This is a genomic window from Leptospira bouyouniensis (genome assembly GCF_004769525.1).
Classification (GTDB): domain Bacteria; phylum Spirochaetota; class Leptospiria; order Leptospirales; family Leptospiraceae; genus Leptospira_A; species Leptospira_A bouyouniensis.
Genome location: NZ_RQFT01000012.1, coordinates 659881 through 683029 on the forward strand (window position 1 = coordinate 659881; position 23149 = coordinate 683029).

Genomic DNA, 23149 nt, shown 5'->3' on the forward strand with positions numbered 1-23149 from the left:
GGGAATCGTTGTGATCATAGGTTACATAGGAGGAATTTTTATCGCAAAAATGGAAGGTGTTCAGATTGAATTTGGATACCAACTAACTCCCCAAGGTCCGAATCGAGTCGTTGTTGTATTAGAGATTTTGAAAGTAATTCTTCTTGTATCAAAGACGGTTTGTATTGTAAAACTTGTTTCTTTTTTGTTAGATATCTTAGAAAACAATCATCAGAAATTGTCAGAAGAACTGAACCAAAGAGAAACAAGTTTGATTCAAAATGATAGGATTGTAACACTAGGTTCGCTTGCATCCAATGTTGCACACGAAATTAAAAACCCACTGGCTGGGATAAAATCAATGGTTTCTTACCTTTTATCTGAAGAAAAAAATTATCTATCCAATGTAGAACCACTTTGGTATGAAAAGGAAAAAAGAATTTTATGGAAACATCGAACTAAAAAAGAAAAAAGAGAGGAGATGGATATGATATTACAATTGTTTCCATTCCTGGAGAGAAAAGATCTCTTTTATTTTGCAGATCGGTGTATTGAACTTGGAATTGATTATCGAAGTTTTGAAGAGATCTCATCTGATGATAAGGATGCATGGCATTTTATTTTTTTGTGGCTAAAATACAAAACAATGGAGAATGCCAATTTACTCATAGCCAATGCAATTGACCGTACTGAAAAAGTTATCTCCACATTCCAACAATTTTCAAAACCATTTAACTCTAAAGAAAAAGAATATGTGCGAATTGGTGAAGGGGTACGAGATATTCTAATCCTTTATAACCAATATTGGGAAATGAATCGAATCCTAATCACGGAGATTGATGATCAACTTAAAACGTATGTTAATGAATCTGCCATGAAGTTGGTTTGGTCACATTTGATTTTTAATTCTATACAAGCTACTCAGTCGAAAACGGGGGAAATCAAAGTGATAGTAAAAATGAATGATGCCAACTCAATTGAAATCAGAGTCATCGATAATGGAGTGGGAATTCCAAAAGACTTACATAAAAATATATTCCAACCTTTTTTTACAACAAAAGAGAAAGGAGAAGGCATTGGTCTTGGTTTATCCATTTGTAAATCCATTGTCACCGAACAAGGTGGCTCGATTTCCTTTCGTTCTGAACCAGGAAAATCGGAATTCATTGTCACACTTCCAATCATTGAAAAGAATCCAGAAAATGAGGTTTAAGTAATGAATTTAGTAAAAGTAAAAATAATAGTTTTAGTGTTTGTGGTGATGGGAATACTTGATTGCCAAAAAGAATTAATCAATTATGAAGCAGAAGCAATTTCTGTTACAACTGAAGCAAAAACAAACTTACAACAAAAATTGATGGCTGCAATGAAAGAAGGAGGAACAAAGGTTGCCATTCCATTCTGTAAGGATAATGCTCTTGGTTTTACCAACCAATTGGGAAAAAAGCACCATTTGATCTTAAAAAGGATCACAGATAAACCTCGGAATGAAACCAATTTTGTCACAGATGATGAAGCAAAAATATTAGCAGAAATTCGAAACTTGAAATCGAAGGAAGGTGTATTTCCTAACCGAGTTCTGTCGTCGGATAAAAACGTCACTGTCTATATCCCAATAATCATGATGGGTCAATGTTTACAATGCCATGGAAAAGCAAACGAAATGACGGAAGAAACAAAATCCATATTGAGAAAACAATACCCAAATGACAAAGCGATTGGGTATGAGTTGGGTGAGTTGAGAGGTCTTTTTTCCGTCACATTCTCAAAGTAATAGAAAAAACCTTATATGTTAAATCCAATCAAATTAATCACAAATAAACCTGAATTATGTGACTTTGTCTTTGAAAAAGGTGTTTTTGGTTATTTGGTTTGGGATACAAGTATTGGGATTATTTATCCAAGTGCGGTGGCAAAAAAGTCGATGGGATTAACATTGGACCAACCATTTCCTGTTGAATGTATTCTCACACTCTCTGGGTCCAATTTTGATACAGAGGTAAATCATTCCGATTCAATTCTTGGTAGAATCTGTTTTGATCCTAGTAACAGTGCAGGTTTTCCTTTTTTATTCCATACAAAAGAATTTTTTGAATTAGGAAGGAAATACATCTTACTTGCTTTAGATGTTTTTTTTGAAGGTAAAGAAAAATCATTACCACCGATTTTACAATCTGCAGAAATTTCTAGGGACTTATTTACTTCCTCATTTCGATATTCCAATATTGGAATGGAAATTTCCAATCCACATGGAGAGATGATTGAAGTAAATCCTATCTTTTGTGAATGGCTTGGATACGAAAGAGAAGAGTTAAAGAAAAAAACTTTGTCTGAGTTTACTCATCCAGATGATTTGGATTTGGAATTATCCTATTTGGAACAATTAAACAGAGGTTTGATTCCCAGTTTCCAAATTAAAAAAAGATATCTGACAAAAAATAATCAATCTATTTGGACAATCCTAAATAAGTCCATTATCCGAGACAATTTGGGAAATCCAATTTATTATTTATCTCAAATCTTGAATATAACAGATTCGATCCAATCAGAAATGGAATTAAGATCCATTTCTCGTTTGTTAGACCAAATGGCAAACCTTGCCAAAATTGGTGGTTGGGAATTGGATTTAAAAACAAACCAAGCGAATTGGACTCATGTAACAAAACGGATCCATGAAGTGGAAGAAAGTTATATACCCAGCTTGGAAACAGGCCTTCAATTTTACCATGACGAAGAGACTCGAAAACAAATTACCGCTGCTGTCCAAGACCTGATCACGAAAGGAAAGGAATATGATTTAGAATTGGAAATGGTGACAGCCAAAGGGAACCAAACTTGGATTAGAACCATTGGTCGAGCAGAATATGAAAACGACAAAGTAGTTAAAATTTATGGCATCATCCAAGATATTAATGAACGAAAAAAATGGGAAGTGGCTCTCGCATCGCAAACAGCCATTCTATGGTCTTTCGTTGAACACGCACCAGCAGCCGTTGCGATGTTAGACCAAGAGATGAGGTATGTTGCCCTTAGCCAAAGGTGGATCGATGATTATAAAATTCCAATGACCAAAGAAGAAATCATTGGGAAATGCCATTATGAAATTTTTCCAAACATTGGTGAAGAATGGAAAAAAATACATTCTCGCGGATTACAGGGTGAAGTTTTAAAAAAGGATGAAGATATTTGGAGACCACCGGGTTGGGATAAAGACCAAGTGATCCAATGGGAAATCCGCCCTTGGAGTCTACTTTCTGGGGGAATCGGTGGGATTCTTATGTTTACAAGGGACATTACAGAATCGTACGAAACGAAGTTAGAACTTAAACTGGCAAAAGAACTAGCAGAGAACGCGTATAATGCGAAGTCTGAATTTTTAGCAAATATGAGTCACGAAATACGGACACCTTTGAACGGAATCATTGGTTATTCAGATTTACTGGCAGAAACTTTGTTAGATTCTTCTTATAGCGAATATGCCCAAATTGTAAAACAATCGGCTCACACATTACTAAATATTGTGAATGATATATTGGATTTTTCGAAAGCGGAAGCAGGAAAATTACAACTTGCGGAAGAACCGAATGATCTTAAAAAATCCATCCAAGAAGCTATCAAAATTATGGATATCCAAGCCATCATCAAAGGGTTGGATATCCGTTTGTCCATTGATGAATCAATCCAACAAACTCTAATGTTTGATTCCAATCGATTAAGGCAAGTGATGTTAAATTTACTCGGAAATGCGATTAAGTTTACGGAAAAGGGAATGATTGAATGCCGCTTGGTCCGAATCAATTCTGAAAATGAGAAAGAAGTAAAAGTTAGAATCTCTGTCAAAGATACGGGAATCGGTATTGCAAAGGAAAATCAGAAAAAAATATTTGATTCTTTTACGCAAGAAGATTTCTCCACCACACGAAGGTTTGGTGGAACAGGTCTCGGTCTTGCCATTTGTAAACAATTGCTTAGTTTAATGAAGTCTGAATTGAAATTAAAGAGTGAGGTTGGAGAAGGGAGCGAGTTTTATTTTGAAATTCCGTTTCGTATTCCAGAATTTGATCAGAGTCTCCAATCGGATGTGGCTGAACTAGATTTGGCAAACCAAAAAAAATTAGAATCGAAACGGAATGAGGTAACTGTTAAAATTTTAATCGTTGAAGATAATGTTGTGAATATGGGCCTCATGAAAAATTTCATCAAACGCATTTTGTCTGATGTTATCATTTTGGAAGCAGAAAACGGTGAAGAAGCAGTGAAAGTATTTCAAAAAGAATTACCACATGTCATTTTGATGGACATCCAAATGCCTGTGAAAAATGGATATGATGCAACGATTGCGATACGTAAATTAAATAAAGGAAAAAAAATACCAATCATTGCTGTCACTGCAGGTATCATCGCAGGCGAAAAAGAAAAATGTTTTGAAGTTGGAATGAATGATTATCTGAGTAAACCTGTTCAAAAAGAAAATTTAAAACAACTACTTTTAAAATGGATTGATTTTGAAGACTTAAGCATCAAATCGAAACAATCCTCCTAGACGAATCATCATTGATTCCGTTACTGCACTAGAACGTTCTGATTTATTTCCAGGTTCCCTCCATTCACCCGTTTGTAAAATTAGATCATAACTTCCTATATGACTCGAAATTCCTTGGTATCTTTCTACATCTTTGTAATAGGTGCGAAATACATCGGTTTGTAGAAAAAAACGTATTCGGTCTTCTGGGTCATAATTCATACGGAATCCATAATTAAGATTTTCTTTAATGGCACCCATCACTTTTGGATTGGACGTCCATTGGAATTGATCAGAACGACTGATTGATAACAAATTATGATCCGCACCTACGAGTACTTCTGGATTTGTAATCTTTGATATACCTCCATGGATTCCGAAACCAAATTCTTTGGAAAAATCATAATTCAAACTTAAAAAACCAGTAACTTCTTTTGGGGATTCAAATTTTTTTTTGGAATTGGCTTTTGCGTCGGTTGCATATCCACCTGAGAGAAAACCAAATTTACTATCAGTAAATTCTTCTCCATATGTTGTCGTTTGGAAAGGTGCAATCCCTGATGATGTAATTGATGTTAGGTTAGTTCCATAGGTGATTTCACCTCTTGATTCAAAATTTCCTTGTTTCCAAACAAAACCAAACGAAATCCCTCCTGAATCCAAAGTGCTCCTTTGGTTTTTGTTTTTTTGTGAAAACGTTAATTGATTTGTTTGTAATTGATTCAAAGACTGATCTGCATGCAAAGGTAAACCATCTCTTGAGGAATCGGTATTTGGATCACTGACTTTGAGTTTGGTACCGATTGCAGAAGTAGTGAATAATAAATTAGTGGAAGGGGTCCAATCCAAACGTACGGCAATTGTTGGCATCGTGTTTCGTTCTATATTTGTTTTTACATTGGGGTCATTATGAAATCCAGTAGTTCCGATGGCAGAACCAAATTTGAAATCACCTAACTTATACCATAAACCAATTTGTTCCCTTTGCCATCCAATGTTACCTGATGCTGACATAAAGGCACTAGCATTATAAGATTGAGGAAAAACACCTGCAAATAAATCCCAAGTCCTACCCAGAAAAATTTGGAATTGAGTAGTTGGGTTGTATTGGAAATACATTTGTCGTACCCTTGGTTTTGTTTCGGCCCCAACAGAACTTTTGGTTACATCAACAAAGTCAGCTTCAAAAATTGCCTTTGCTTTGGGGCCATAACTGATCTCTGCTCCAAGTAAGGAACTTGTAGGGAATATCCCCGAGCGAGGTTCTGCATCTCTAGCTTGGATTTGTCTTTTGGCAACGGTTGGTCCGATTAAATTATCAAATCCAAAGGATAATACCGATTGGTTTGCATAAGCAAAATCCGTTTTTAACATTCCAGTAAGGCGAAATTTAATTTCGCCTGGAGCAGTTTGATGGTCCTGATTTTTTTCAAACGTTTTGGATGGGTAAAGTGGCGTTCCATCCTTTGGAATGGATTCCTCTTTAAAATTGGTTTCAGCAATTAAGGTTGATCGATAACCAATAGAACAAACCACACAAATCAAACCCAAAAAGAGATGTTTCATATTGTTATATATCCTTTGCGTGGTGTTGGGCTAAAAAACGTTAGAACACCTTCTATTTAAACTTTACTTTTAGCAAGAAAACATTTACAAATTCAAAATTAAAAAGTTTTGGTATGGTAAAAATTCTAGAACCTAAATCAGTAACCATTGATTCCATTCTTGAACGTACAAAGGAAACAACAATTCTTATCACCGCAGACCAAAATGTAATCCGATAGGCAAAGGCTCTTGAACCGAAAGGAGATTCTAATGATCAAGTCCTGACATATCTATCATCATACAAATTTAAGTTAACTTTGATATTCAAGACTCATCAATCCACTTACTTAACGTTATCGATACGAAACAAAATGCAGCGAAAGATGTAGAGGCGATCAAAGAAAATGTCGAATTTGACTAGAAACTCGAAAAAGCAATGTTTGTAATGGTCGTCCAGAGAAAGAACTTTTAAATCCAATTACACGGAAAGTAATTCCTGATGATAACGATGTTGTTGCATCAGGAAATGAATACAAAATCCAGTATGAATAAATCAATGCAATCGCAAATCGAACTATCTCTTTATTATTTAGCTCGAAATTGTAAGTGAAGGTAGACATTGATTCATTTGATTATTTCAATTCTTTCATCATACTTAGATATGTTTTAAAGTAATCTACGGATTCTGTTAAAACTGGATCTAAATCCAGTGGGTTTTCTTCTGCAAACAAACCATTGGAGGTGGAGTTTTGTTTAAGGCGTTCATCAAGTTTCGATTGTATGTTTTTGGGAATGTATGGATTTTTATCTTTTGTTGGTTTGATCCAATTCCAAAATTTTGTTTCATGGGGGATGTTGCTTGCTTTATTTGGATCATCTATATTGATATCGGGAATAATACCAAATCCTTGGATTTCTTCACCAGAAGGAAGATACATTTTTGAATTGGTGATAGCATAAAAATATCCTGTTTTAGTTCCAACTTCAAAAAACATTTGGAACGTACCTTGCCCAAAGGTTCTCGATCCAAGTATGATGGCATTTTTATTTTCACGAAGACTTCCCGCAACGAGTTCTCCTCCTGCAGTGGTTTTTGGACCTACTAAAATTCCGATAGGACCATCCCAAACAATTGCATCACCTTTGAAAGAGGGGTATATATTTTCTTCATATCGATTTTTAATGCTAAATAAATTTTTAGAAGAAATTAAAAGTGATAAAAACTTTCGAAGCTCAATGAGATTTGCTTGTTCACTTTCTCTTAAATCTATAAGGAGTGCGCCTACTGTATTTTGATTTTTCTTTTTTTCGTTTAATTCGTGTTCAATGATTTTTTTTGCAGCACTTGCGATTGTAAATTTGTCATTAAATTGCAAAAAATTTTTTATTTTTATGTAGAGAATATCAGGGTAACCAGGAAAGACTCTGTGCGAAATATTATTAAGAACATTGAAAGATGTTTCCGTTTTAATTTCTTTTGCATCGTAAACTTTTGTGTGTGGGTCGATCTCTTCTGCATATCCTAACATGGCATTAAAAATGATTTTCTCTAATAAAATATTTTGATCTTTGAAGTCCTTGGTGATCGTTGTATCGTTTTTTGCTAAATTGTAAACGGTGTCTAAGTGTTTTTCTAAGTCTGAATACTCAAGATTTAAAGATGCAAAATGCTGAGAGAGTTCCTTTCTTTTTTTCGGTTCCCATTCTGTAATATCTTTTGGATCGTAATTTTCTTGTTTTAGGCGTACAAAGACAGTATCTTCGGACGGGATTAAAACTCCATGACTGATTATTTTTCCATTATTTTTGTTTAAGTCATAAAAACTTTTTGGATAAAAATCTATAGAGAGCAGTTCGTATGCTTTTTTGATTGCACCTCCAAAAGATGCCGAGGCGCTGATTTTATCGCTAGTTAGATGTAGGATCGTAATGTCATTTTTTAATTTTATAAAATGTTCTAAGTTGATTTTCCCAACATAGAGGTAGGGGTATTTGCTTTCACTTTTTAACGTTTCGATCGAATCGAATTTTAGGTTTGATTTGTTTGAAGTTTTGTTTTGGGCAGGTTTGCAGGAAATTAATTGGAAAGAAAGAATTGAAAATAAAAATAGGGAGGGTATGGAAAATTTCATAGATTATGGATTAGCAGTTCCTAGGTGATGCCAAAAGTAAATGAATTTCTGTCCAAATTTCTACTTTTTTTCCCAATCGAATCTTTTCCTGGAGAAATAGATTGAAATCCCAGAGATTGAATTTTAGATTCTCTTAATCACAGTTTGTTAGAATGAAATTTTCTCATTGTGGCAGCTGGTATAATTTTTATGTGCCAATGAGGTAGTTTGTGAGATCGTTTATTTCTTCTCTTTTAATTTTTGTAGTATTTTCCACAGTTTTTTCAGTCAACGCGCAGGCCCTCAAAGGAAAAGAATCCGAATCTGCGCACAAATCTGCCACCTTACATTATAAAGTCGAAAAAAATCTAATCAAAAAATTGTTGTTAGAGTTAGGTTACCAAATCATTAGTGATGAAGACAAACTACTCATTGTATCCTATCAAGATTTCAGAGTAGGTCTTGTTTCTGGAAATGATTCCTCCATTCAATTTTATTCCTCGTTCAATACTGACAAAAAAAACAAAATTGAACTCGCAAATAAATGGAACCAAAAAATGCGTTACTCTAGAAGTTACATGGACGGGGAAGGTAGACTAGTTTTAGAAAGTGATTTTGATTATTCTGGAGGAGTCAGTGAGGAAGCCATCAAAGAATTTTTGCAAAAGTTTCAAATTCTAAATTCCCAATTTAGTACATTACTTATACTCGCTGAATGAGATTACTTCTACCGAAAATATAAAATACTTTACTGTGATAAAAAAAATAGTATTCGAAGAGGAACTTGGACAGGACATTGAAGGAACAGTCATACTCGATTGATACAGAAAAGAGATAGGGGAGCAAATTCAATGTCACGTCCATTTAAAGTTTTAGGTATCCAACAGGTTGCCATTGGTGGCGAATCAAAAGAAAAATTATCAAAGTTTTGGGTTGAGGTCATGGGACTTACTAAGGTTTCCGATTACAAAAGTGAAAAGGAAAACGTAGACGAAGATATTCTTTCTATGGGGAATGGACCGTACAAAGTTGAAATCGATTTGATGCAACCAATTGACCCAATCAAAAGTCCCAAGGTACATGATCCTAAATTGAATCATATTGGTCTTTGGATCGATAAGTTAGAAGAATGTGTTGAGTATTTAACGAAACAAGGGGTTCGTTTTACACCAGGTGGGATACGAAAAGGTGCAGCTGGGTATAACGTATGTTTTATCCACCCTAAAGGTAATGAAGAATTTCCACTCTGTAGTGAAGGTGTCCTTGTGGAGTTAGTACAAGCTCCGGATGATGTGATCAAAGCACTTAGCTAATATTCCAAATTTTATGCTTAAGTTAACGATTGGCATAAAAGCCAATCGTTTTGACTAATTCAAAGATTATAAAAACTTTAATCAACCTTCTCTGTTTTACGGTGTGCTAAGCGCCAAAAGAAATATGCGAAACATGCAAGGATCGTCGTAATCAGGAACTGGCTTAAATGTACCACTGTAGCGTAAACTAAACCCTCTCCTGGGTCTCTTCCTAAAATGATAAATCCTGAAATGATCGCCGCATGGAATACACCAATTCCTGAAGGAGCAGATGGAATCGCAACACCCATTCCTCCTAAAAACATAAAGAGTAAAGCTTCCGGAAATCGAACGGGCATTCCGATCAGTAAACCTGCTAGATAGTAAGAAATAGCATAACCAAAAACCCATATTGGTAGAGAATAGGCTAGTGGTTTGATTAGTTTATCCCCTTGCAAAAACTCTGAAAATTCAACTAAGTGGTGATCTAGTTTGTTTTCATATAGTGATTGTTTGCCGACGATTGAAAAGATTTTTAGTGCAATGGACCTTAATAAAGATAAAAAGTATTTTACTAAAATAAGACCAACTAACATACCTATGATCACTAAACTAGAAATCAAAAGTAGGCTTAGGTTTTTTGTTTGCCCTAATCCCATATAAAAAAGAGCAGCTGCTCCAATCACAACCACGGCACCTAAATCCATTACCTTTTCTAAGAAAATTCTACTTAGTAAGTGGGTGAGAGGCAAATCTGAATCTCTTTTGTTCATGAGTAGTCTTACCAAGTCACCACCACGAGCCGGTAAAACCATATTCAATCCAACTCCAATGATAGCCGTTGAGAAAGATTGGTTAATCGTTATCTTTTTTTCTAGGAGATGATACCATCTGATGGAAAAAGGAATGAAAGCCCAAAGGTTAGATAGAATCAGAAGAGGGAATATCCACCAATTCACTTTTCCTTCTAATCTTTTGAATTCGCTGATATCAAAGTTCTTTTGTAAAAAATAAATTGCAATGCCTGAAACGATAATTCCAAAAATAAGTTTTCTCATATTAATGCTTTTCCTATCCTGGTGGCCATTGTAAATGCCTACCACCTAATAAATGAAAATGTATGTGAGAGACTGTTTGACCACCATGGCTCCCACAATTGTTCACAACACGGTATCCTTTCTCAGAGATTCCATTTTTTTCAGCAAGTTTGGGAATCACCTGGAAAATTTCATGGATCACTTTTGGGTCGAGTGAATTGATCTCATTCATACTTGTGATATGAATTTTTGGTATGATAAGTAGGTGGATCGGAGCTTGTGGGGTGATGTCATGGAATACAAAAATTGAATCGGATTCGTATTCTTTCTTGGAAGGAATTTCTCCTTTTATGATCTTACAAAAAATACAGTTTTCCATATCAAAACTTCTCCTTAACAAATACGAGTGATGCTGCACCGAGTGTACCAGATATATTTCCACCTGGTCCCATTTTTAATCGCTCATTCAAAACAGAAAAAATTGTCTCGCGGATTTCTTTCTCCAATGGACCACCAAACAAATCATAAGACTTCGTGATGCCACCAACAAAAACAACTGCTTCCGGATTGAGTAATTGGACCGCATTTCTGACAGCATGTGCTAAGGTTTTTGTCCCAAAATCCAAAATATTTTTTGCATCTTTGTTACCAGCCTTAACCAATTCAAAAAAAGCTTCTGCATGAGGGAGTAAAGTGTTTGTTTTTTCCTTGTATCGATTTAAAAATCCTTTTGTGGAAAAATAACTTTCGACACAACCTCGAACCCCACAACCACAGAGGGCTCCATCCAAGACTGCTGTGGTATGTCCAATTTCGATTCCATTCCCAAGGTAACCTGTATACAATTGGCCTTGTTTGACAAATCCTCCACCGATTCCAGTTCCTAGTGTTAGAATTAGTTGGGATTCATATTGTTTGTAATTTCCGAAAATTGCTTCACCTAACGCTGCGCAATTGGCATCGTTTTCATAAAATACTGGAAGTGAAAATTCTTTTTCTAAAACAGATTTGATCGGTAAGTTTGAAAGACCTACCATATTGGCACTGTTAAGCATTACACCTGTGTCATTATTGAGAGGTCCAGGAGAACCAACTCCAATTCCTATACTTCCATCTTTAAGCGGGCGAATGGTTTCAACGAGCAGTTTTAAAAATGAATCATTGTCTAAGTGTTCTGGCGTTTTTGTGTGATTGGACTTTAGTTCGTTTCCTGTTTCATCAAAGAGGGAAACTCGGATACTCCCACCACCAATATCAACACCTATGGCTTGTTTCAAAACCTCACTCTCCCTTGATCACTTGTTCGAACCTTCCGTTTTTCATTTCATAAACGGTTTGGGCATCAAAGGCGAGTTTCATATCGTGCGTCACAAGAATGATGGAATGATTACGTTTATTGTATTCGTTCAGTAATAGTTGAACAAGGTAACTATTTTCTGGATCCAAATCCCCTGAAGGTTCATCGGCAAAAAGGATAGCTGGGTCATTGATAAGTGATCTTGCAATGGCTGCTTTTTGGATCTGGCCACCAGATAAAGTCCTTGGTAGAGAATTTTGGATATCACCTAATTTTAAATGTTCGATTAGATAATCACATTTTCGGAGGTAGTCATCGTTTGAGAATTTTTTGGTGAATAAAGCCGGTAGTAGGATATTTTCCTTAATCGTTAGGTTTCCTACAAGTTCCGAAAATTGGAAAACAAGGCCCAGGTCTCTGGCGCGGATCTCTGCTAACTCTTGTTTGGAAATTTGAGAGAGTTTGATTTGGTCGAACAAAATGTCCCCTTCTGTAGGAGATAACATGCCTGTTAACATGGATAAGAGAGTGGTTTTTCCAGAACCTGATGGACCAATGATGGCAACATAGTCCCCTTGGTTCACATCGAAGCTCACCGAACTCACCGCTTCTTCTTTTCCAAATCGTTTCGTCAGGTTGTGGACACGCAGTAACATTATTTTTGTCTCCGTATGGACTGATAGGGGTCCATATACGTGCTAATGCCAACGGTTGGAAATGCGACAGCGATACCTAAAAATAGAAATAACACCAAACATGTGAAAACGGACTTAACTTCCCCCCAAATCCCAAAGTCGGGAGGGGGAGGTAACAATCCCATGTTGATAAGGATTGCGAGGAGGAAACTCGGTAAAAATAGGAAAAATAAGGACAACGAATGTAAAAAGATACATCCCATTCGGTTTCCCCCGACTGCCATCATCACTCCAATCTCACCAAGTCCATGCAGGCAGTGGAAGAAAAATAAAGTCATGAGTGCAAAGCTTGTGGCGTAAAAAAGAATCTGAGGAGACTTGTCAAAGGAAACGATACTAGTAAGAGACACTCCCCCGTATAGGTGGAAGTGGATCCGTACCGCAAGTACGAGGAAAGTAAAAACAAGGGTTCCTACAAGGCCATAGGCCAAGGAATAAAGACGATCTCTTGAGAGAAGTCGAAGAGCAAACGAAATGTAGGTGAGTTGTATCACTTCCAGGACAGAATTGACGTAAGACTCTTTTTTACCAACCAAAATAGGAAAATAGGAAGTATTCGAATTTGGCATTTTTTATCTTTGTAGGAGCCGCTGTGATTTTGCTTGGGTTTCTTTTGACCTTTGTCATTGGGCAAAGGCGGGATAGTTATGCCAAAGCCCTAAGCCTTGCGACTTTAGGGAATTTTCTAGATGCGAGAGCACTCGTTCGAGAAAAGTTAGAGGAAGACCACCAAAATCCATACGGTCACTACGTGATGGCAAAAATTTATGCCATGGAAAATGATCCACTCAACGAGGCAAAACACCTCGAAATCATCAAAAAAAATAACCGTTATACCAAAGAAATAGACCAAGTAACGGTATCCAACCGAATCGCTGAGATTTATTATAACAAAGATTTTTTTGAAGAAGCATTTTTCCATTACCTGGACACACTCCATGTTGACAGGTCGAATCCGATTGCCTGTATTCGTTTGGGTTTTATGGCACTTGGTCAGAAAGAATTCAAAATTGCGGATCATTTTTTTGCAAGAATCCCTGAGGAAAAAATCAACCTGGCCTCATATTATATCGCCAAAGGTGTGATCTCGGGTGTCACTGGCGGGGGTAAAGAACGAGAGTATTTTGAAAAGGCTTACAAAATTGAAAAAACTCCTGTCTCTGGATTTTTATATGCCTTATCACTTTCCCGCGAAAACAAACACAAAGATGCGGTAAAAACTGCAATCGCCATTAGTGAACAAATCGATGATGAATTTGTCCGTTTTACTTTATTCCAGTTCCTAATGACAGAAGCCATTCTAATGCAAAATTTTCCTGAAGCTTTGAAGTATGGTAGATTGTGTCTTGAGATGGCAAAACTCAATGCATGGCAGAGTGAAATCACAGAGTGTAGTATCCATTTTGCGATGATCACAACGTACATGGGCCGTTACGATGAAGGGGCCGAATATTTAATTGAAGCAGAAGCGGAAAGATTGGATGATCCAGATGTGGTTGCCCTTGCCAATTTAAAGTATCGATTGGAACGCGGAACGGGTACTATTGAGTCATTAACACATGAATATGATCTTACTCGCGAATTGAATTTACTGTCTGTGAATTTATTTCCAAACTCCCGTTATTTTGAATTAAGTGGGATGCGTTCTTCCAAACCATTTAATATCAAAGGAATGGTGGATGAGAGTGGGAAAAAACTCACATCCAAATTGGATATGCTTGGTCTTGATAAATTTGAAAAATTCATCAGTTTACAAGGAACCAATTTTAAAAACCAAGCCACAAGGATGGTGATGAGTCTAGGATATCGAGTGACAAAAGAGATATCAAACCCAGAAGCAGATGGTGTCAATTTACTCGCTTCTTCCAAAGAAGATGTAAACAAACGAGCACTCTTTCGAGTGAGAAAATGGAAAGATGCAAAGGTATCCGATGTTTTCCTTCGTGAAATGACAAACCAAATGGAAGATATGGGAGCAACCAAAGGGTATGTGATTGGAAATTTTGATGTAACAGAAGCAGGGAAAAAAATCATCGCCGCAAGTAATGGAGCACTTGAGATGTATTCTGGTGATATGTTCGAAGACCTTCTCAACAAAACAATGTAATGCGAAGACTTATTAACTCTTTTATTTCCTTTTTTTCCCATTTTCGGATTCCATTTTCTCGGATTACCTATATCGTTTTTTTAATCCTTCTTTTTTGGTTTTGTTTTTGTTTGAGCCCAAAACAAAATACATCTAAAGTTATAGATAGCCAAACGAAGGAAGTCCAAAAGACAAAAGAGCAATGCCCATTTCCCGTTTTTTTGGGAACAATGTATGGGGATGGGATATCAAATTTTGATAAAACTTTTATTCTTTTTGAGATAAAACAACTGTTAATTGATCTTTGTGAAGGCCATTTTCAACATTTACTCTCCTTTGTTCACAGAGAAACAGGTTTATTTGTCGATGCAAAGGGTTATTGGACAACAGAAGAAGTGAGATTAGATCTAATTGACCCAAATGGATACTTTTCGTTATATTATTTTGACCAAACCAAACTTAACCAAAAAAAAGGTTCTGATGGTAATCTTACTATTTTAGATGTTTTTAAACAAGCGGGCCCAGTGTATGCTGATTTTTATGTAGGTTCAAAGGAAGAAGTGGAAGTGAAATTTCGGTTTCCGGAAAAACCAAAATTAGAACGTTACCTCATCAATCCAAGTTTCATCAAAAAACAAAACAATTGGTATTTACACCGTATGTTTTGAATTATCTTGTACCAGTAATCACCTGTTTGACGATGTCAGAGGCACTGAGTCCTGGATTTAATTTTTTAGCATCAGTTACTTGTTTGGTGGCAGTTTTCTCATCAAAACCAAGTTGAATGAGAGCAAGTGTCGCAAGGTCTGTTTCTCGATCCACAAAACTGATTTCGGTTGTCCCCTCATTTAAGAACATTTCGAATTTTTTAAGATTTTGTTTGATCTCAAATAGAATTTTTTCAGATGTTTTCCCTTTCACTTTTGGGATTTTTTCTAAGGTTTTTTTGTCATCTGCCTTGGCGATCTGGTACAAATCATCGGCTTGGAAAAAGGAAAGGATTTTTAAGGCAGTGAGTTCTCCAATGCCATGGAGGGATTTGATGAGTTCAAATAATTCACGGTCTTTTTTTGAATTAAAACCGAATAACCTTTGTGCGCGATCGGTAATGGAGTGGTAGGTATGGATAAAAATTTCTGAATTGAGTTTGTCCTGACACTCTAAGTGTAAGGGGAATGGAATCAACACTTCATACCCCACACCCGACACTTCCACCACCAAACGATCAATTTCTAATTGGAGTAATTTTCCACGTAAACTTGCTATCATATGCCACTTCTTCTTTCCCATTGTAAGGACAAGAGAAATATGACTACTCTTCTTTTTTGATTGGATTGAAGTTTGTTTTTTTCGAAATCCAAAAGGTTGCTTGAAATTTTTTAATCCTTTCTCTATAACCTTAGCTGTGAAACGAATCCGAAAATCAAAAAACCCTAGCCTTGCGCAGTATCTAACCTTGGCAGATTTGTTTCGCAATTTGCCTCACTCGGTTTTACGTGAGATGATGGACCACACCGTTCGTGAATTTTTAAAAGGAGGGGAGGTTCTATTTTTAGAAAATTCCATAGGGAACGATTTGTACATTCTCGCTGCAGGCAAACTCCGGTATGAAAAACGTGGCCCCGATGGAAATCTTCGTGATATTGGAGAATTCAAACGACTTGATATCATTGGAGAACTCAGTTTGTTTACGGGTGAAAAAAGGTCAGCAACGGTAAAAGCAGTACGCGACTCGGAACTCATCCGAGTGCCAAGAGAAGTGGCACTTTCTATCCTTATCAAATACCCAGAAAGTCTTTTACAAATCACAAAGATCATCGCCGAACGTTTGGCACATGCCAAAACAGAAACAAAAGGATTTGTCCCACAAGCCAAAACTTTTTCTCTTCTTTCATCGCTCCCTGAAAAAACGATCTTCGATGCCATCCATTATCTTGGGATTGTTTTTTTACGATACGGATCATTTTATGTCGTCGACGAATCATTGTTCAATGAACGTATGAAAGAGTTAGAAAAATTGGAGGAAGTTGACCGTGAACCTTGGATCATTCGATTTTTCACTCAAATTGAATCGGAATATGATTATATTTTTTATGTATTAAAAGATGAAGACAAACTTAGCTCATTTGTTGAACGGGCTCTACGCCAATCCGATAGTTTTGTCTATATCAAAGAAGCTAATAATACACCTAGTTGTATCCAATTAGAATCACTCATTGATAAACGAAAATACAACGATCGAAATCACATACTGGTTCTCATTCAACCTAATAAAAATTATGTGATCCCTGGTACGATACAACATTTACAAAAACGTAAATTTCATAGGCATTTTCATGTCCATATGGAAAGAATGGATACTTGGGAAAGATTAGGTAGGGGTTTACTCGGAAAGTCCGTTGGTCTTGCATTAGGTGGCGGTGGTGCGAAAGGATTTGCTCATTTAGGAGTTTTAAAGGCACTCGAAGAAAATCAAATTCCCATTGATATGGTTTCTGGTACAAGTGCAGGGTCAATTTTTGCTGCTCTTATTGCTATGGGAGAAACAAGTGAAGGTAGCAAAATAAAGGCAAAAGAGTTTTGGGTATCAAAGGATCTTTTGAATGAATATACGATCCCACTTTTATCACTTACCACTGGGAAAAAGTATACAGAAGCAATCCGAAATTTTTTTGGTGATATCCAAATCGAAGATTTATGGATCCCTTATTTTTCCATAGCCACAAACCTTTCTCATTCGGAAATCCAAGTCCAAGAAGTTGGAAGTTTATGGAAAGCAATTCGAGCGAGTACTTCCATTCCAGGAGTTGTGCCTCCTTTCATTGATGATGGAATTGTGTATGTTGATGGAGGTGTACTCGACAATGTCCCTGGGATCAGTTTGAAAGAACGTGGAGTTGGGAAGGTGATTTCTGTAGATGTGTTTGGTGATATTTACCCAGACCAAGACCGAGAACTCTGTGAATATTTTGACAATAAAAATCCAGGTGTGATGACAAATCCGTTCTTTCAGATGACAAACCTCATCAATTTTCAAGACTTGATGAAACCAAAATTCCCACCCATTGGTGATATCATCATTCGATCCATTTTGGCATCCAGTCGAGAACGGATCCGACAAACAGAAAAGATTTCGGATTTGTTCTTACAAATTCCAACAAATAATTTTGGATTACTCGATTGGTTTGCTTACGAACGTTTGATTGAACTAGGATACATTTCATCTGTTGAGAAAATTAAAATGAACCGTGAGAAATTTATAAATCCTTCTTTACAATAAAATGTTTACAGTCTACTCATTGGGACATGTTTTCAAAATGTTTTTTGCAATCCTTCAACCGAATATTTTTTCTTTTGGTACTCTTTTTTCCTTACCTTATATATTCACAAAACCTAGATAGTTTACTTGAAACCGGATATAACAAACAAGAAACCTTACTCATCCGAAATGAGATCCGAAAAAAACTGGGAGAACGAGCCAACCAAAAAGACATCCAAACTATCATCCAGTCCCTTCGTGTTTGGGCTGTGTTTGAATCAATGCCTGCTTCTGAATTTGCCATGGAAGTTGAACGATTTGTCGTTTTAGCGGACCATGGGTATCTTTGGGAAGAGGTAGAGGAACTCATTCCTTATTTCATCACGGTCAAACCAACAAAATCTGAAATTCCTTTTCTTGGAAAATTTTACAAAGAAATGAATTTAAGCCAGGTTCCAGAGGAAGAGATTTTGTATTTTTTCCAATTGGCAAAAAAAAATCGTTGGAGTGGTGACACAGTTTTTGTGGCAGGAAGGTTATATGTTTTGCTTCGAAAAAAGGAACCTAACTCTGGTTTGGTCTTTAAACAATTGGAAAATAAATTACCTAAAAAAATTTCTTCTTTAATTCCAGAAAAGCAAAAGAAACTTTTAGCAGAGATCAAAGGAGAATTCAAAGTTGATACTACTGATTCTAAGTGGAATTTGGTGGTTGACGATACACTTTCTGTACTTTCGGGCAAAAATTCTATCAAAGATTTTGAAGTTTCTAGTAGGAGAACAGAAATCATCTGGAATGAGGAAGGGGAATGGATCACAAAAGAACGTCCAAAACTTGACCCAGGTCTTATTTTTAACGAAGCACAATACGACGTTGTCACAACTCCAAACCAAGGACATAAAGAATCCAAACGGAAACTTGTGGATCCCGTGGGTAGACAATGGATTGGTACACCTTATCTCTATGGTGGTTATTCTAAACGTGGAATTGATTGTTCTGGTCTCACCAAATCGATATTAACCGACCCAAAAATTGGGATGAAAGAAAAAGCCATCCCAAGGTCCGCAAAAGACCAGTCCCTCATAGGAAAATTTGTCACAAGAGAAAAACAAGAGATTGGGAATCTAGTGTTTTTTTCAGCCTCTCCTAATGCAAAAAAAATCACACATGTGGGACTTGTTTTGGAGAATGGAAATTTTATCCATGCATCGACAAGTCGTGGAGTTGTCATACAGTCTTTAAGCGAAAAATGGTGGAAAGAAAGGTATGTAACAGGTAGAGATATTTTTACTGGTGGCAATTGATATGGCAAAGAAAAAAGCATTGGTTCTCTCAGGTGGTGGGGCAAGAGGTGCCTACCAAGCGGGGGTTTTACGGTATTTAGAAGAAATCAATTGGAAACCTGATATCATTTGCGGAACTTCAGTTGGGGCAATCAATGCTTGTGCGATTGGCTCAGGTATGAATTCAGAGAAATTGTCCGAACTTTGGTTGAAACTGAATCAAAAACATATCATGCGTTATTCGATATGGAATATGATCAAAGGATTATTTAGAAGAAAATATTACCCACTTGTTGAAACCTACCCTTTGAAAAAATTTATCCATGAACATTTGGATTTTTCAGCATTAAATTTGTCCCAAACCAAAGTGATCATCTCGGCTGTAAACATTCTCACATCCGAACTTCGTTTTTTTGAAAACCCATCCTTACGCATTGAACACTTACTTGCTTCTTCTGCCATACCGATGATATTCCCTTGGCAAATGATCGATGGGGAACCGTATTGGGATGGTGGAGTGATGGCAAATACCCCCATTTTGCCTGCGTTAACGCATGAAGCTTCCGATATAGTCGTGGTATTATTATCCCCTGTTGGTAGTAATAAGATCATGGAAACACCCGAAACAAAGGATGAAGCTTTAGAACGTTTATTTGAATTGTATTTACTTGGATCTTATAAAAGTGTCGAACAAGGTTTAGAATATAGAAAATCAGTAATGGATGGACTCACCTCCGTAGAAAATTTTTTCTTAAGCCTTCGCACTCAATTCACGAAGGCAAAAATTTCAGTCATTGCGCCAAAACAAATGTTAGGTCTTGGTAGTATTTTAAATTTTAAAAAGGAACAAGCAGAAAAACTTTTGACCCAAGGGTATGATGATGCACGGGATTTTTTTCAATCAAAATCCCAAAAGAAATCTTAAGATTAGTTTCTAGAACTTACCATAATATAGATGGAATTGGCACTGTATTCAAAGGATTGAGCAAGAGAATTTGGATCTATTCTGGAATTACCATAACCGAGTTCTCGTATATACGTCACAGATACAGATGATTTAGATGTAACCCAAGAAAATCCCAAACTCAAACCCCGGTTTCTAGAATACTCATTCCTTGGGTTCGTTCCAGACCTTGCCACTTTGTAAATAACACTCGCATCGCCAGCACTCGCTGTCACTTGGTTTCCAAAAGTATTTTGTAAGTATAAATCAATAGCAGACTCTGTCCACGAGACAGGTTTTGTATTTGGTTCGTTTGTATAAATTCCACCTAATATAGAAAAGGTGTCTGCAATGTAGTATTCCATACCAGCAGCAAAATTGGTTGTCGAAAAACGAGTGAGTTCTCTTACTTCCGTATCATTGATTGTGTAGGTGACTCTTCTTCCGAAACTACTGATCTCATCTTGGTTACGTCTCACTTTATAGCCAGATGTATAGATCATATCGAAGGAGGCAAGAAACCTTGAGGTAGGAAAAAATGCGACACCAAATCGCATTTCTGATGTTTGTGGGATGGAAGTCACAAGTTTTGGTTTTTGTGTGAGCACTCCTTGTTCAATTGAAGATGCACCATCACCCGTACCTTCAATAAAATCTATGGCAGAAGATCCAGGCCTTCTTGTTGAATCTGCATATACTTCGTTGTATAATCTGTCTCCACCTGTCACAAAGATTCTTCTATAACTCATACCGAGTGATACTTTTGGGTTTGGTTGGTATTGGATCCCAAGTACTGGCATAATTCCTGTTGTGCGACGATTATCAACATAAGAGCGCATGACATAACTCAAATCAGAGAATTGTTGGAATTGGGTTCTTGATACTTCTTTTGTATCACTCATGTAATAAAGAGTTGCACCTAATGACAATTTGTCGTTCAAAAGGTACGCCAAACTTGGACCTACAAGGAGTTGGTTGTATCGTTCTTTCGTATAGTTTCTTGTTGAATTAATGGAAGGGGAGACAAGCGGGTAGTTTACTTGGTCCACTCGGTTGTAGGAATAATTGTAAGTGTTTACAATTGAAAAAGCAAACTTCCAACGATCAAAATTTTTAAGTAAGCCAATAAAATTGGGATCAAATCCTTGGTGGGTTTGGTTGTACCTTTGGCCAGGTGTGTCAATATTGATATAACTACGTTTTATATCTTTGAAGTTACTCGCCGAAATCGAAATCCCATCGTTATGAGTAAAACCAAGCCCTGCAGGGTTATAATAGGCACCAGAAGGATCATCTGCAATGGCTGTAAATGCCCCAGCAAGTCCCGCCGCTCGTTCACCATAAAATCCTTGTAAGTTGTGGAAAGGTTCAGATGGGAAAACCGAACTAGAGATAAAATAAAAAAATGAAACCAAAAAAAGAGTACATATAGAATGAAACCTGTCGTTTTGTTTCAAAGATGTTTGTGATGAGAAGTCATGGTGTTTGAACATAAAATTTCGCAAAGGTTTTTGTATTGGATCGTTTAGTGGAACATTCTTTTTCATTTATAATTGATATAAAACGTTAGGTGCGATTAAAAGTTGGGTATACACTTCATTTCCATTGGAATCTATTTCATACCGCCAAACATCTGCATTGCTGACTTGGTCGGCCGAACCATAAAAATCCACATAATAACTCTCAGTGGAATCAGACTCATTGATGTAAAATTCACCCCAGCCAATATAATCATCAGGGAAGTTATTGGGATTTACTCCATTAGGCATAATGACAAAAGCATCATAGGCAGCATATCCACCTGCACCAATACCACCACTAGGTAAAGGAGTTGTGAAATCTACATATACATCCCATTCAAAGGTATAAGTTGTCTCAATAAACTCACCGTATAAAGCTGTATCGAGGACACCCAATTCTTCGTATTCATCATTTATGCTGTTATCGATATCATAATAATCGACAGCAAAGTAGGTAATGTCTCCATTGGGATCATAGGTTTCTGTAATGTAGTATTCGAAATTATCTGCATTGTCAATGTATTCCGTGAGCACATACCCACCAAGATCATTGGTTCGACCTTTCACGGAAGTTGTGATTTTATTGCCAGCGGCATCATCATATACATTGCTATAGTTTAAAGTCACACAGTTATTTGAGTTTGCATTTGTATCGTTTGCACATTCTTCGAAGGTAAACCGTGTTGTGGATTTGTCTGTATTGCCTGAACCTGATGTCACTTGTTTGATATTAAGGATGGCTTTGTCTTTTTTTCCTTCTTGGGTAATGTAGGTGATTGAAGCATCCACACTCAAAGAAATTCCAAATACCCGTAAAGAACGAGTGATGGAGCTGAATACTTTCGATTTGTCGTTTTTGAATTTGATGCTTTTTTGGAACTGGTTATTGGAAGGGCAGGGTTGTGGTGTTCCAATCGCATCGGCAAAAGAATAGGAAACTTCGATATCATACTCACTATTACTTAAGGTTCTGTATACCATGGCAGGAGTTGGCACAGCTTGACCAATGAAAGGCAAAATTCCTTCGTTTTGTAAACTGACAAGTTCTCCCCTTGCTTCTTCTGGGCTTAAGCCAAGCCTTTCAATGCCTTCTAAAAATTCTTCTTCCATACTTTGTGTGATGCGTACTGTGGATGCACCACCTGGGATGCAGACTCCAGGACTTGCTTTTGCGAGAGTATAAGAACCACTGATGAGGACTAAATCCTTCTTGGAATCTCTTAGGATTTCAGCTACTATCCCTGTTCCATCTGTTAAAAAATTTTGCCCAGTGAATCCATAGTCCAATGTATCTTGTGCAATGCCTTTATTACTGAAGACCATTTTATTTGATTTGTTTTTTATAAAGACACTGGCCCCAAGACCATTTGATGGTTTACGAATGGATCTGGGAACTGCAACACTCAAATTGGAAGGTAATTCCGCGTTGATATTTGAAGAGAGGAGTGTTCGAACCAAAAATCGAACTGCTAAGGCACTGAGCGAGTTACTTTCATCTTTTTCTTTTTTACAACCTACCAATATGAAATTCGAAAGTAAGAGTATTAGAAAAAAATGTTTCATCAGTCATTCATGACAAT

At 36.7% G+C, this 23149-nt stretch carries 20 protein-coding genes; 10 read left to right on the forward strand and 10 right to left on the reverse strand.

Annotation, left to right across the window (positions count from 1 at the left end; all coding sequences use genetic code 11):
* Nucleotides 1-10 precede the first annotated feature (10 nt).
* From EHQ43_RS17280 to EHQ43_RS17290, 3 genes are read left to right on the forward strand one after another with little or no spacing between them, the layout of a single operon-like run.
* Nucleotides 11-1192, forward strand: coding sequence for a sensor histidine kinase (locus EHQ43_RS17280; protein WP_244242876.1), 1182 nt, complete (start codon nt 11-13; stop codon nt 1190-1192).
* A 3-nt stretch (nt 1193-1195) separates the two neighbouring features.
* Nucleotides 1196-1753: a Tll0287-like domain-containing protein gene (locus EHQ43_RS17285; RefSeq protein WP_135741783.1), complete on the forward strand. Its 558-nt coding sequence runs from the start codon at nt 1196-1198 to the stop codon at nt 1751-1753.
* A gap of 15 nt (nt 1754-1768) precedes the next feature.
* Nucleotides 1769-4522: a PAS domain S-box protein gene (locus EHQ43_RS17290; RefSeq protein ID WP_135771827.1), complete on the forward strand. Its 2754-nt coding sequence runs from the start codon at nt 1769-1771 to the stop codon at nt 4520-4522.
* On the opposite strand, the gene EHQ43_RS17295 is transcribed toward EHQ43_RS17290, so the two are convergent.
* Nucleotides 4493-6067, reverse strand: a complete 1575-nt coding sequence (locus EHQ43_RS17295) for a hypothetical protein (protein WP_135771828.1) — start codon at nt 6065-6067, stop codon at nt 4493-4495. The two genes, EHQ43_RS17290 and EHQ43_RS17295, sit on opposite strands and share 30 nt — an antisense overlap.
* A gap of 611 nt (nt 6068-6678) precedes the next feature.
* Nucleotides 6679-8178 (reverse strand): S41 family peptidase, encoded by a 1500-nt coding sequence (locus tag EHQ43_RS17300; protein WP_135771829.1) that lies wholly within the window; start codon nt 8176-8178, stop codon nt 6679-6681.
* Nucleotides 8179-8387: 209 nt separating this feature from the next.
* Between EHQ43_RS17300 and EHQ43_RS17305 the strand changes: the two genes are divergently transcribed.
* Nucleotides 8388-8876, forward strand: coding sequence for a YbjN domain-containing protein (locus EHQ43_RS17305; RefSeq protein ID WP_244242877.1), 489 nt, complete (start codon nt 8388-8390; stop codon nt 8874-8876).
* A 132-nt stretch (nt 8877-9008) separates the two neighbouring features.
* Nucleotides 9009-9470, forward strand: coding sequence for a VOC family protein (locus EHQ43_RS17310; RefSeq protein ID WP_135754019.1), 462 nt, complete (start codon nt 9009-9011; stop codon nt 9468-9470).
* Between the two features lie 77 nt (nt 9471-9547).
* On the opposite strand, the gene EHQ43_RS17315 is transcribed toward EHQ43_RS17310, so the two are convergent.
* The 5 genes from EHQ43_RS17315 to EHQ43_RS17335 are packed head-to-tail and all read right to left on the reverse strand — an operon-like array spanning nt 9548 to nt 13047.
* Complete coding sequence (locus EHQ43_RS17315; protein WP_135741788.1) at nt 9548-10507, reverse strand: lysylphosphatidylglycerol synthase transmembrane domain-containing protein; 960 nt, start codon at nt 10505-10507, stop codon at nt 9548-9550.
* A 13-nt stretch (nt 10508-10520) separates the two neighbouring features.
* Entirely contained in the window at nt 10521-10865 is a 345-nt protein-coding gene (locus EHQ43_RS17320) for a histidine triad nucleotide-binding protein (RefSeq protein WP_135741789.1), read from the reverse strand.
* A gap of 1 nt (nt 10866) precedes the next feature.
* Nucleotides 10867-11763, reverse strand: a complete 897-nt coding sequence (locus EHQ43_RS17325; protein ID WP_135771830.1) for an ROK family protein — start codon at nt 11761-11763, stop codon at nt 10867-10869.
* Between the two features lie 4 nt (nt 11764-11767).
* Nucleotides 11768-12439 carry an ABC transporter ATP-binding protein gene (locus EHQ43_RS17330; protein WP_135741791.1) on the reverse strand — a complete coding sequence of 224 codons (672 nt, stop codon included), beginning with the start codon at nt 12437-12439 and terminating at the stop codon, nt 11768-11770.
* Nucleotides 12439-13047: an ABC transporter permease gene (locus tag EHQ43_RS17335; RefSeq protein WP_135771831.1), complete on the reverse strand. Its 609-nt coding sequence runs from the start codon at nt 13045-13047 to the stop codon at nt 12439-12441. The genes EHQ43_RS17330 and EHQ43_RS17335 overlap by 1 nt, the downstream gene beginning before the upstream one ends.
* Between EHQ43_RS17335 and EHQ43_RS17340 the strand changes: the two genes are divergently transcribed.
* Nucleotides 13041-14585 carry a restriction endonuclease gene (locus tag EHQ43_RS17340; RefSeq protein ID WP_135741793.1) on the forward strand — a complete coding sequence of 515 codons (1545 nt, stop codon included), beginning with the start codon at nt 13041-13043 and terminating at the stop codon, nt 14583-14585. The genes EHQ43_RS17335 and EHQ43_RS17340 overlap by 7 nt on opposite strands.
* Nucleotides 14586-14695: 110 nt before the next feature.
* Nucleotides 14696-15232, forward strand: coding sequence for a hypothetical protein (locus EHQ43_RS17345; protein ID WP_244242878.1), 537 nt, complete (start codon nt 14696-14698; stop codon nt 15230-15232).
* Between the two features lies 1 nt (nt 15233).
* Here EHQ43_RS17345 and ruvA read toward each other — a convergent pair whose 3' ends face one another.
* Nucleotides 15234-15833 (reverse strand): Holliday junction branch migration protein RuvA, encoded by a 600-nt coding sequence (ruvA, locus tag EHQ43_RS17350; protein ID WP_135771832.1) that lies wholly within the window; start codon nt 15831-15833, stop codon nt 15234-15236.
* 136 nt (nt 15834-15969) lie between these two features.
* On the opposite strand from ruvA, the gene EHQ43_RS17355 reads away from it, so the two are divergent.
* Genes EHQ43_RS17355 through EHQ43_RS17365 form a run of 3 tightly spaced genes read left to right on the forward strand, consistent with a single transcriptional unit; the run spans nt 15970 to nt 20031 of the window.
* A complete protein-coding gene (locus tag EHQ43_RS17355) occupies nt 15970-17844 on the forward strand; it encodes a patatin-like phospholipase family protein (RefSeq protein WP_135771883.1) in 1875 nt (624 codons plus the stop codon).
* Nucleotides 17845-17870: 26 nt separating this feature from the next.
* On the forward strand, nt 17871-19127 hold the full coding sequence (locus EHQ43_RS17360) for a C40 family peptidase (RefSeq protein WP_135771833.1): 1257 nt from the start codon (nt 17871-17873) through the stop codon (nt 19125-19127).
* 1 nt (nt 19128) lies between these two features.
* On the forward strand, nt 19129-20031 hold the full coding sequence (locus EHQ43_RS17365; protein ID WP_135741796.1) for a patatin-like phospholipase family protein: 903 nt from the start codon (nt 19129-19131) through the stop codon (nt 20029-20031).
* A gap of 2 nt (nt 20032-20033) precedes the next feature.
* Here the strand turns inward: EHQ43_RS17365 and EHQ43_RS17370 are convergent, their stop codons facing one another.
* Together EHQ43_RS17370 and EHQ43_RS17375 are read right to left on the reverse strand one after the other, a co-directional pair.
* A complete protein-coding gene (locus tag EHQ43_RS17370) occupies nt 20034-21596 on the reverse strand; it encodes an OmpP1/FadL family transporter (protein WP_135771834.1) in 1563 nt (520 codons plus the stop codon).
* Nucleotides 21597-23132: a hypothetical protein gene (locus tag EHQ43_RS17375; protein ID WP_135771835.1), complete on the reverse strand. Its 1536-nt coding sequence runs from the start codon at nt 23130-23132 to the stop codon at nt 21597-21599.
* Between the last annotated feature and the right edge of the window lie 17 nt (nt 23133-23149).

Excerpts from the sequence above, each read along its gene's own strand:
- EHQ43_RS17285 (WP_135741783.1), top strand. The coding sequence starts at position 1,196 with ATGAATTTAGTAAAAGTAAAAATAATAGTTTTAGTGTTTGTGGTGATG.
- EHQ43_RS17290 (WP_135771827.1), top strand. The coding sequence starts at position 1,769 with ATGTTAAATCCAATCAAATTAATCACAAATAAACCTGAATTATGTGAC.
- EHQ43_RS17295 (WP_135771828.1), bottom strand. The coding sequence starts at position 6,067 with ATGAAACATCTCTTTTTGGGTTTGATTTGTGTGGTTTGTTCTATTGGT.
- EHQ43_RS17300 (WP_135771829.1), bottom strand. The coding sequence starts at position 8,178 with ATGAAATTTTCCATACCCTCCCTATTTTTATTTTCAATTCTTTCTTTC.
- EHQ43_RS17310 (WP_135754019.1), top strand. The coding sequence starts at position 9,009 with ATGTCACGTCCATTTAAAGTTTTAGGTATCCAACAGGTTGCCATTGGT.
- EHQ43_RS17315 (WP_135741788.1), bottom strand. The coding sequence starts at position 10,507 with ATGAGAAAACTTATTTTTGGAATTATCGTTTCAGGCATTGCAATTTAT.
- EHQ43_RS17320 (WP_135741789.1), bottom strand. The coding sequence starts at position 10,865 with ATGGAAAACTGTATTTTTTGTAAGATCATAAAAGGAGAAATTCCTTCC.
- EHQ43_RS17330 (WP_135741791.1), bottom strand. The coding sequence starts at position 12,439 with ATGTTACTGCGTGTCCACAACCTGACGAAACGATTTGGAAAAGAAGAA.
- EHQ43_RS17335 (WP_135771831.1), bottom strand. The coding sequence starts at position 13,047 with ATGCCAAATTCGAATACTTCCTATTTTCCTATTTTGGTTGGTAAAAAA.
- ruvA (WP_135771832.1), bottom strand. The coding sequence starts at position 15,833 with ATGATAGCAAGTTTACGTGGAAAATTACTCCAATTAGAAATTGATCGT.
- EHQ43_RS17360 (WP_135771833.1), top strand. The coding sequence starts at position 17,871 with ATGTTTTCAAAATGTTTTTTGCAATCCTTCAACCGAATATTTTTTCTT.
- EHQ43_RS17365 (WP_135741796.1), top strand. The coding sequence starts at position 19,129 with ATGGCAAAGAAAAAAGCATTGGTTCTCTCAGGTGGTGGGGCAAGAGGT.
- EHQ43_RS17370 (WP_135771834.1), bottom strand. The coding sequence starts at position 21,596 with ATGAAAAAGAATGTTCCACTAAACGATCCAATACAAAAACCTTTGCGA.
- EHQ43_RS17375 (WP_135771835.1), bottom strand. The coding sequence starts at position 23,132 with ATGAAACATTTTTTTCTAATACTCTTACTTTCGAATTTCATATTGGTA.